The sequence below is a fragment of the Actinocorallia lasiicapitis genome, assembly GCF_054778695.1.
On sequence record NZ_BAAGZI010000223.1, the window covers coordinates 1 to 9,634 of the forward strand.

The 9,634-nt window shown below is 71.3% G+C and carries 10 protein-coding genes; all 10 read left to right on the forward strand.

Annotated elements, in window-relative coordinates; genetic code table 11:
• Nucleotides 1–621 (forward strand): carboxylesterase family protein (locus ACYVE7_RS21940; RefSeq protein WP_460366865.1); only part of this gene is annotated, 621 nt, incomplete at its 5' end.
• A 33-nt stretch (nucleotides 622–654) separates the two neighbouring features.
• Complete coding sequence (locus ACYVE7_RS21945; protein WP_460366866.1) at nucleotides 655–1,443, forward strand: SDR family NAD(P)-dependent oxidoreductase; 789 nt, start codon at nucleotides 655–657, stop codon at nucleotides 1,441–1,443.
• A gap of 138 nt (nucleotides 1,444–1,581) precedes the next feature.
• Nucleotides 1,582–2,784: a methyltransferase domain-containing protein gene (locus tag ACYVE7_RS21950; RefSeq protein ID WP_460366867.1), complete on the forward strand. Its 1,203-nt coding sequence runs from the start codon at nucleotides 1,582–1,584 to the stop codon at nucleotides 2,782–2,784.
• Entirely contained in the window at nucleotides 2,781–3,554 is a 774-nt protein-coding gene (locus ACYVE7_RS21955; RefSeq protein ID WP_460366868.1) for a sugar phosphate nucleotidyltransferase, read from the forward strand. Before ACYVE7_RS21950 ends, ACYVE7_RS21955 begins: the two co-directional genes overlap by 4 nt.
• Complete coding sequence (locus ACYVE7_RS21960; RefSeq protein ID WP_460366869.1) at nucleotides 3,554–4,198, forward strand: PIG-L deacetylase family protein; 645 nt, start codon at nucleotides 3,554–3,556, stop codon at nucleotides 4,196–4,198. Before ACYVE7_RS21955 ends, ACYVE7_RS21960 begins: the two co-directional genes overlap by 1 nt.
• 22 nt (nucleotides 4,199–4,220) lie before the next feature.
• A complete protein-coding gene (locus ACYVE7_RS21965; RefSeq protein WP_460366870.1) occupies nucleotides 4,221–5,240 on the forward strand; it encodes an NAD-dependent epimerase/dehydratase family protein in 1,020 nt (339 codons plus the stop codon).
• A complete protein-coding gene (locus ACYVE7_RS21970) occupies nucleotides 5,237–6,520 on the forward strand; it encodes a DUF4910 domain-containing protein (protein ID WP_460366871.1) in 1,284 nt (427 codons plus the stop codon). Before ACYVE7_RS21965 ends, ACYVE7_RS21970 begins: the two co-directional genes overlap by 4 nt.
• Complete coding sequence (locus ACYVE7_RS21975; RefSeq protein WP_460366872.1) at nucleotides 6,517–7,485, forward strand: hypothetical protein; 969 nt, start codon at nucleotides 6,517–6,519, stop codon at nucleotides 7,483–7,485. Before ACYVE7_RS21970 ends, ACYVE7_RS21975 begins: the two co-directional genes overlap by 4 nt.
• Nucleotides 7,482–8,939 carry an oligosaccharide flippase family protein gene (locus ACYVE7_RS21980; protein WP_460366873.1) on the forward strand — a complete coding sequence of 486 codons (1,458 nt, stop codon included), beginning with the start codon at nucleotides 7,482–7,484 and terminating at the stop codon, nucleotides 8,937–8,939. Before ACYVE7_RS21975 ends, ACYVE7_RS21980 begins: the two co-directional genes overlap by 4 nt.
• The coding region (locus tag ACYVE7_RS21985; RefSeq protein WP_460366875.1) for a glycosyltransferase family 2 protein at nucleotides 8,936–9,634 on the forward strand (699 nt) is incomplete at its 3' end. The genes ACYVE7_RS21980 and ACYVE7_RS21985, both read left to right, overlap by 4 nt.

Here is a 9,634-nt window from a genome sequence, read left to right on the forward strand (position 1 = left end):
GGACGTCAGGGCGGCGGGGCCGTCGCACCCGTCATCGACGGCGACCTCGTGACCGGCCCGCCGTGGGCCGCCCCGAACCCGGCCGTCGACCTGGTCTGCGGGTACACCCACGAGGAGTACCGGACGTTCGGGCCCGTCCCGCCCGCCGACGAGATCAACCTGCGCGGTGTCGCCGACACGCTCGGCCTGCCCGCCGAGGCCGCCGACCGCTACCGGGCCGCCCACCCCGACCTGACGGCCGCGTTCACCGCCCTCATGTCCGACGCCCTCGTCCGGATCCCCACCACCCGCGTCGCCGAAGCGCACGCCGCGGCGGGCGGCCGCACCTACCTGTACGACTTCACCTGGCGGAGCGCCCAGCACGGCGCCGCCCACGGCATCGACATCCCGTTCACCTTCGGCCTGCCGAAGACACCGATGGCGCTGCGGAACCTCGGCCGCCCCCCGGCCGACTTCGACGCGCTGTCGGACGCGATCCGCGCCTCCTGGCTGGCGTTCGCGTCCACCGGCGACCCCGGCTGGCCCGCTTTCACCCCGGACGGCCGCACCGTCCGACGCTGGGACGTCCCCGCCGCCCAGATCCCCGACCCGCTCGCCGAGGTCCGCTCCCTCTGGCCCTGACGCCCGGCCGCCGCGCCTGGTACGAAAGCTGCCATGGATCTCGGACTCACCGGCCGCACGGCCTTCGTCACCGGCGGCACCCACGGCATCGGCCTGGCCATCGCCCACGCCCTCATCAGCGAAGGCGTCAAGGTCACCGTCTGCGGCCGCACGCCCGACCGCCTCCACACCGCCCTGGCCGCTCTGGGTCCGGACGCCCGCGGCGTCACCGCCGACGTCCTGGACCCCGACGCGCTCGCCGCGGCCGTCCACCACGCCGCCACCCCGTGGCCCGACGGCGGACCGGAGGGCCTGGACCTGGTCGTCGCCAACGCCGGCGGCAGCGCGGGCCGCGACCTGCTCGACTCCACCCCGCAGGAGTGGGCCGAAACCCTCGCCCTGAACGTCGGCCACGCCGCCCACACCCTCCGCGTCGCCACCCCCCACCTGGCGCGCAGCGACGCCGCCAGCGCCCTCATCATCGCCTCGATCAGCGGCCGCAAGCCCGGCACCCGCTCCTCCTACTCGGTGGCCAAAGCCGCCGAAATCCATCTCGCCACGGTCCTGGCGGAAGAGCTGGCCCGCCACCGGATCCGCGTCAACTCCCTCAGCCCCGGCTCGGTCTACTTCGAAGGCGGCCGCTGGGGGAACACCCACCGCGACCATCCCGAACGGTTCGCCGCCTTCACCGCCGCCAACCTCCCCGCGGGCCGGCTCGTCACCCTCGCCGAGGTGGCCGACACCGCCTGCTTCCTGCTGTCCCCCCGCGCCTCCGGCGTCAACGGCGCCGACGTCCCTGTGGACGGCGCCCAGGACCGCTCCACCGACCGCCGTTTCTACTGAGGCTATTCATTCCTCGCGGAGCGGCGTATAACTCCTGTAGATAGGTGACGGGGGGTGGTGAGAGGAGGGGAATTTCTCGCGTATCAGCGACCTGGATTCGTCCACATCCGGCCAATTCCTTTTCTTGGAGAACGCTGAATGAACTGTCGTCTGTGCGGCTCCGCAGAGCTGCGGAGCGTGGTGGACCTCGGGGCCACACCGCCTTGTGAACGGTTCCTCACCGCGGAAGGGCTCGACGAACCAGAGCCCACCTACCCGCTCCACCTGCGGATCTGCACCGACTGTCGGCTTGCGCAGCTTCCGCCGCTGATCACTCCGGAAGAGACGTTCACCGAGTACGCCTACTTCTCGTCATTCTCGACTTCCTGGGTGGAACACGCGCGCCGGTTCGTCGGGGAGGCGCTGGAACGCAGCGGCGCGCAATTCGTGGTCGAGGTCGCCAGTAACGACGGTTACCTGCTGCAGCATGTCGCGGGACGCGGAATCCGATGCCTGGGAATCGAGCCGTCGGCCAATGTCGGTCAAGCGGCACGCGACAAGGGAGTGCCGACCCGCACCGCGTTCCTGTCCGAGCAGACGGGGCGGGAGGTCCGCGCCGAACACGGTCCCGCGGGGCTCGTCGTCGCCAACAACGTCTACGCCCACATCCCCGACGTCCTCGGGTTCACCCGGGGGCTGCGCGCCCTGGTCGCCGACGACGGCTGGGTGTCGATCGAGGTCCAGCATCTGCTGACGCTGATCGAGCTCAACCAGTACGACACGATCTACCACGAGCACTTCCAGTACTACACGGTCGCCTCCGCGCAGCGGGCCCTCGCGAGCGGCGGGCTGACCCTCGTCGACGTCGAACTGCTGCCCACCCACGGCGGCTCCCTGCGGCTGTGGGCACGGCCGGAAGGCGAGCCAGGCCCCCGCGTCCAGGAGGTGCTCGCCCTGGAGAAGGCCGCGGGGCTGCACGAGCTGTCCGGCTACGAGGCGTTCTCCGCACGCGTCACGCGGGTCAGGCTCGATCTGCTGCGGTTCCTGCTGCGGGCGCGCGACGAAGGCAGGACCGTGGTCGGCTACGGCGCGCCCGGCAAGGGCAACACCTTGCTCAACCACTGCGGCATCCGGCCCGACCTGCTCGCCTACACCGTCGACCGCAACCCCTACAAACACGGCCGGTACACCCCCGGCACCCGCATCCCCGTCCATCCGCCCGACCGGATCGCCGCCGACCGGCCCGACTACGTGCTCGTCCTGCCGTGGAACCTGCGCGAGGAGCTGACCGGGCAGCTCGACTACATCCGCGCCTGGGGCGGACGGCTGGTGTTCCCGATTCCCACCCTGGAGATCGTGTGAAGGTCGTCCTGTTCTGCGGCGGGTTCGGCACCCGGATGCGCACCGGCACCCACGGCGACGTCCCCAAGCCGATGCAGCTCGTCGGGCCGCGCCCCCTGATCTGGCATGTGATGCGGTACTACGCCCACTTCGGGCACACCGAGTTCATCCTCTGCCTCGGGTTCGGCGCCCATCACCTCAAGGACTTCTTCCTCACCTACGACGAGACCGCCTCCAACGACTTCGTGCTCCGCGGCGGCCGCGTCGAACTGGCCTCCACCGACATCAGCGACTGGTCGATCTCGTTCGTCCAGACCGGCCTCGCCTCCCCGATCGGGGAGCGGCTGCGGCGCGTCCGCGACCACCTCGACGGCGACGAGATCTTCCTCGCCAACTACGCGGACGTCCTCACCGACGCCCCCCTCCCGGAAATGATCTCCCGGTTCGAGGAGAGCGACGCGGGCGCGTCCATGCTGGTCGTGCCGCCCGCCGACACCTTCCACTGCATCGAGCTCGGCGAGGAGGGCTACGTCGGCGGGATCACGCCCGTCACCGAGATGCCGCTCTGGATCAACGGAGGGTACTTCGTGCTCCGGCAGGAGATCTTCGACCACATCCCCGAAGGCGGCGACCTCGTCGGCGACGGCTGCGCCCAGCTCGCCAAAGAGGGCAGGCTGCTCGCCTACCCGCACCGCGGCTACTGGAAGCCCACCGACACCGTCAAAGAACGGATGGCGCTGGACGAGGCCTACTCGCGCGGCGTCAAGCCGTGGGCGCTCTGGGAGCGGTGATGCGGCTCGCGGCCTCGGAGATCCTGGTGCTGGGCGCCCACTGCGACGACATCGCGATCGGCGCGGGCGCCACCCTGCTGCGGCTGTGCCGAGCCAACCCCGGAGCCCGGGTGACGGCACTGGTGCTGTCGGGCGGCGGCACCCCGCGCGAGCAGGAAGAGCGCAAAGCGCTCGCCGCGCTCTGCCCCGGCGCGGCCCTCGACGCCACCGTCCTCGACGTGCCCGACGGCCGGCTGCCCGCCCACTGGGAGCACGCCAAGGACGCCCTGGAGGCGATCCGGCCGGGCCGTGAACCCGACGTCATCCTCAGCCCGTCACCGCACGACGCCCACCAGGACCACCGGGGCCTGGCCGCACTCGTCCCGACGGTCTTCCGCCGCCACCTCAACCTCGGCTACGAGATCGTCAAATGGGAGTCCGACCTGCGGCAGCCGTCGGTGTTCGTGCCGCTGACCGACGGCGAGCTCACCGAGAAGATCACGCTGCTGCACGACTGCTACCCCTCCCAGCGCACCCGCGCCTGGTTCGACGACGAGGCGTTCCGCGGCCTCGCCCGGATCCGCGGCATCCAGTGCGACGCCCGCTACGCCGAAGCGTTCCACTGCACCAAGATCAACCTTTCGCTCACCTCCCTCCCCCTCTGATCGCGCGTTCGAAGGAGCCATCTTGCGCGTACTGCTCACCGGTCACCAGGGCTACCTCGGCACGGTCATGGCGCCCGTCATCGCCGAGGCCGGCCACGAGGTCGTCGGGCTGGACTCGGGCCTGTACGCCGACTGCGTGCTCGGCCCCCCGCCGGCCGACCCCGCCGGATTCCCCATCGACCTGCGCGACGTCAAATCCAGCCACCTCGCCGAAGTCGACGCCGTCATCCATCTGGCCGCCCTGTCCAACGACCCGCTCGGCTCGCTGAAACCCGACCTCACCTACGACATCAACCACCACGCCGCCGCACGCCTGGCCAGGCTCGCCCGCGACGCCGGAGTGCGCCGCTTCCTGTACGCCTCGACCTGCTCGGTCTACGGCGCGGCAGGCGGCGACGCCCTGGTCGACGAGGACGCCCCGCTCCGCCCCGTCACCCCCTACGCCGAATCCAAGGTAAGGGTCGAGGACGACATTTTCGCGCTCGCCGACGACACCTTCACCCCCGTCTCGCTCCGCAACGCCACCGCGTTCGGGTTCTCACCCCGGCTGCGCGCCGACATCGTCGTCAACAACCTCGTCGGCCACGCCCAGCTCACCGGGATCGTCAAGGTGCTGTCGGACGGCACCCCGTGGCGGCCCCTCGTCCACGCCCGCGACATCGCCGCCGCGTTCCTCGCCGCCCTCCACGCCCCCCGCGAAGCCGTCCACGCGCGGGCGTTCAACGTGGGCACCGAGGAGAACAACCTGCGGGTCGCGGAGATCGCCGAACACGTCGCGGCGGCCGTGCCGGGGTCGCGGCTGCTCGTCACCGGCGAGACCGGCGGCGACCCGCGCTCCTACCGTGTCGACTTCACCCGGATCAGGGCCGCGCTACCCGGTTTCGCCTGCGGCTGGAGCGTCCCCGAAGGCGCCGCCGAACTGGTCGCCGCCTACCGGGAGCACCGGCTCACCCGGGCCGCGTTCGACCGGCGCTTCACCCGCCTCGCCCGGCTCGCCGACCGCAGAGCCGCCGGCACCCTCGATGAGAACTTCCGCCCATGAGCCGCCGCCCCACCGGCCGTCCCGCCGACCGGTTGATGAGCCCCGCCGACATGCACGGGCTCGTCCGCGAGCTGTACCCGCTGAACCGCAGCATCACCGGCGACGGGGTCCGCCGCACCCTCGAACTGCTCGACCACTGGATCCCCCTCGAACTGCACGAGGTCGCCACCGGCACCGACGTCCTGGACTGGACGGTGCCCCGCGAATGGAACGCCCGCGAAGCCTGGATCAAGACCCCCGACGGCCGGAAGATCGCCGACTTCGCCGAGCTGAACCTGCATCTCGTCGGCTACAGCGTCCCGCTCCACACGACCCTGCCGCTGGCCGAGCTCAGAAAACACCTCCACACCCTGCCCGACCAGCCCGACCTCGTCCCCTACCGGACCTCCTACTACCAGGAGGACTGGGGGTTCTGCCTCACCCAGCGCACCCTGGACTCCCTCGAGGACGGCGACTACGAAGTCCACATCGACACCACCCTCGAAGACGGCTCGCTGACCTACGCCGAGCACGTCGTCCGCGGCCGCACCGCCGACGAGGTGCTGATCTCCTGCCACATCTGCCATCCGTCGCTCGCCAACGACAACCTCGCCGGAGTGGCCGTCGCCGCCGCCCTGGCCCGTGGGCTGAAGGACACCCACTACACCTACCGGTTCGTGTTCGCGCCCGGCACCATCGGCGCGATCACCTGGCTGGCCCGCAACCCCGTCGACCGGATCCGGCACGGCCTCACCCTCGCCTGCGCCGGCGACCCGGGACGCCCGCACTGGAAACTGACCCGCCGCGGCGACCACGAGATCGACCGGGTGTTCCGGCTGCTCGGCACCGAGATCCTGCCGTTCACGCCCTACGGCTACGACGAACGCCAGTACGGTTCGCCCGGCTTCGACCTGCCCGTCGGCAGCCTCACCCGCACCCCCTACGCCGGCTACCCCGAGTACCACACCAGCGGCGACGACCCCGGCTTCGTCCGCCCCGAAGCGCTCGCCGACACCCTCGCCCTGCTCCGCGACGCCGTCGAGATCCTCGAGCACAACCGCGCCTACACCAACCTGTCGCCGCACGGCGAACCGCAGCTCGGGCGGCGTGGCCTGTATGGGTCAACGGGTGGCAGAAGCGACACCCGGCAGGCACAAATGGCGATGCTGTGGGTGCTCAACCTGTCCGACGGCGACCACGATCTGCTGGCCGTGGCCGCCAGAGCCGGGCTGCCGTTCCCGGCCGTCCTGGACGCGGCACGGGCACTCGAACAGGCCGGGCTACTGAAGGAGCGCGCTTGAAGGTCGGTGATCTGGTCGAGGTGCTGTCGGCCGAGGAGATCCTGGCGACCCTCGACGAGAACGGTGAACTGGAGAACCTGCCGTTCATGCCGGAGATGCTGCGGTTCTGCGGCACGACCCTGCGGGTCCACCGGACCGCCCACAAGGTCTGCGACGTCATCGAACACAGCGGGCTGCGCCGGATGGAAGGGGCCGTGCACCTGGTCGGCGCCCGCTGCGACGGTTCGGCCCACGGCGGCTGCGAGACGGCCTGCTCGCTGTACTGGAAGGAGGCATGGCTCCGGCCCGCCACCCGCGAGAAGCCCCCCGAGGAGGTGCGCCCCGCGCTGCCGATCGTCGCGATCAACGGGACCATCCTCGACAACACCCGCAAAGAGCCCGCCGCCGACGGCACCCCCCGCTACTCCTGCCAGGCCACCGAGATCCTGCGGGCCGCGCCCGGCCGCTGGCCACTACATGCCGGACGCCAGTACCTCCTGGACGTCCAAGGCGGCAACGCCTCGCTCGCGCTGACGCTGCGCGGCCTGTTCTTCGGCCTGTTCAACCGCTACCAGAACCTCAGCCGCAAGATCCTGCCGCGCCTCCTGTGGATCAGGGGCGGGCTGCGCTGGGGCTGGGTCGAAGGCCGTGCCGGACGCACCACCCCCACCGGCACCCTCGATCTGCAACCCGGCGAACTGGTCAGGGTCAGACCGCGCGAGGAGATCCTGGCGACCCTCAACGGCGAGCTGAAGAACCGCGGCCTCGGCTTCGAGGAGGAGATGGCCCGCTACTGCGGCCGCACCGCCCGCGTCGCCTCCCGGGTGGAACGCTGCCTGGACGAGCGGACCGGCGAACTCCTCCTCATGAAGAACCCCAACATCATCCTGGAGGGCCTGGTCTGCCAGGGCGCCTACAGCGCCAACTGCCCGCGCGAGTACGTGATGTTCTGGCGCGAGATCTGGTTGGAGCGGGTGGCGGAGTGACCACCGCGACGCCGCCGATCGGCCGGCTGGCCGGGCGCGGCCTGAGCTGGAGCCTGTTCGGGAACATCCTCGGCAAAGCCGGATCGTTCCTGATCAGCCTGGTGCTGGCCCGGCTGCTGGCCCCCGAGGACTACGGCGTCTTCGGCATCGCGCTGGCCGCGAGCCAGCTCCTGATGCACATCAACGACATGGGCGTCATCGCGGCGACCGTCCAGTGGCGCGGACCGCTGGAGCGGCTCGCGCCGACCGCGACCTTCCTGGCGTTCGGGTTCAGCCTCCTGTCGTACACGCTGTTCTGGTTCGCGGCGCCCGGCTTCGCGAGCCTGTCGGGCAACGCGGACGCCACGGCCGTCGTCCGCGCCCTCACCCTGATGATCGTGATCGACGGGGTGACGGCCGTCCGGGTCGGCGCGCTGATGCGGACCTTCCGCCAGGACCGGATCATGGTCGCCAACCTGTGCGGGTTCGCCGTCCAGGCCGTGGTCTCGGTGCTCTGCGCCGTCCAGGGGCTCGGCGCATGGAGCTTCGTGTGGGGGCAGCTCGCCAACAACACGACCGTCGCGGTGCTGGTGCTGTGGTTCGCGCGGATGCCGCTGAAGATGTCGTTCGACCGGGAGATCGCCGCGCATCTGTTCCGGTTCGGGCTGCCGCTGGTCGTCGGGCTCGGCATCGAGGGGATGCTGTTCAACGTCGACAAGGTCGTGGTCGGGCCGCTGGGCGCGGCGACCCTCGGCTTCTACGTGCTCGCCTCCAACGTGTCGATGTGGGTGCCGGGGATGGTCGGCAGCGCGATCCGGCTGGTCGCCCTGCCCGGCTACGCCCGGCTCGCCGAACTCGGGCAGAGCGAGCTGGCGGCGGGCGTCCGGCGGTCGCTGACCGTGCTGATCTCGTTCGTGCTGCCGTTCGCGCTGGTCACCGGGGTGCTGACCGAGCCGCTGGTGCGGTTCATGTACGGCGAGCGGTGGCTGCCCGCCGCGGAACCGCTGCGGTTCCTCGCGGTCGTCCTGGTGATGAAGATGCTGGTGCCGCAGGCCTGCGACATCCTCACCGCGCTCGGCAGGACCAGGGTGTCGGCGGTGCTCAACCTCGGCTGGGTGCTCGTGCTCGTCCCCGCGCTCTACCTGGGCGTCCATCTGGACGGGGTGCGCGGCGCGGCCATCGCCCAGGCTCTGGTCGCGCTGTTCGTGACGTTCCCGCTGATCGCCGTGGTGATCAGCCGGGTCGGGGTCGATCTGCGGCCCATCGCGCCGATGCTGGTGCGGCCACTACTCGCGGCGCTCGCCGCCGGACTGTTCATGGCGGGCGGCGCACTGCTGATCGGGGACCGGCCGTTCCTCGAACTGGCCGTCGCGGGCGGCGGCGGATTCCTGCTGTACACCGTGATCGCGGTGCCGCCCGAGCTCAGGGCACGGCTGCTGCGCCGCCCGGCGGACGCCGACGGGGAGGGTTCATGACGGACATGCCGCTGGTCTCGGTGTGCCTGCCGACCAGGAACGGGATCGGCCGGATCGAAGGGGCCGTCGCCTCGGTGCTCGCCCAGGACCATCCCCGGCTCGAACTGGTGATCTCCGACAACGCATCCACCGACGGCACCGAGGAGTACGGCCGCGCCCTGGCCGCGGCCGACCCCCGCGTCACCTATCTGCGGCGGCCGAGGAACGTCGGGCTGCTCGGCAACTTCGTCGGTGCGGCCCGCGCGTCGGCGGGCGAGTTCTGCCGCTGGATCAGCGACGACGACCGGCTCGAACCCCACGCCGTCTCCCGCGCCCTCGCCGAGTTCACCGCCGACCCCCGGCTCGTCCTGGTCACCTCCGCCACCCTGTACACCGGCGCCGACGGCGCCCCCGCGACCCTCCCGTACACCGGTTCGGGGCTCGGCGACGACGATCCGCTCGTCCGGTTCGCGGAACTGCTCCGGCTGCTCAACCAGAGCCATCTGATGATGGACCCCCTGTACGGGCTGTTCCGCCGCGCCACCGCCACCGGCCTCGACCGCCGCAACATGCTCCGCGAGGACGAGGTGTTCGCCGCCCGGCTCGCCCTCGCCGGACCGTGGGCGCATGTTCCCGACGTCCTCGGCCACCGCTCCTGGCGGGCCGAACCGCCTGGCCGGGTCGCCGCCCGGCTCGGCGTCCCCCGCTGGACGGCC

Bases quoted from the DNA above. Each gene is read 5' to 3' on its own strand.
- ACYVE7_RS21960 (WP_460366869.1), top strand. From the start codon at position 3,554: ATGCGGCTCGCGGCCTCGGAGATCCTGGTGCTGGGCGCCCACTGCGAC.
- ACYVE7_RS21950 (WP_460366867.1), top strand. From the start codon at position 1,582: ATGAACTGTCGTCTGTGCGGCTCCGCAGAGCTGCGGAGCGTGGTGGAC.
- ACYVE7_RS21945 (WP_460366866.1), top strand. From the start codon at position 655: ATGGATCTCGGACTCACCGGCCGCACGGCCTTCGTCACCGGCGGCACC.
- ACYVE7_RS21970 (WP_460366871.1), top strand. From the start codon at position 5,237: ATGAGCCGCCGCCCCACCGGCCGTCCCGCCGACCGGTTGATGAGCCCC.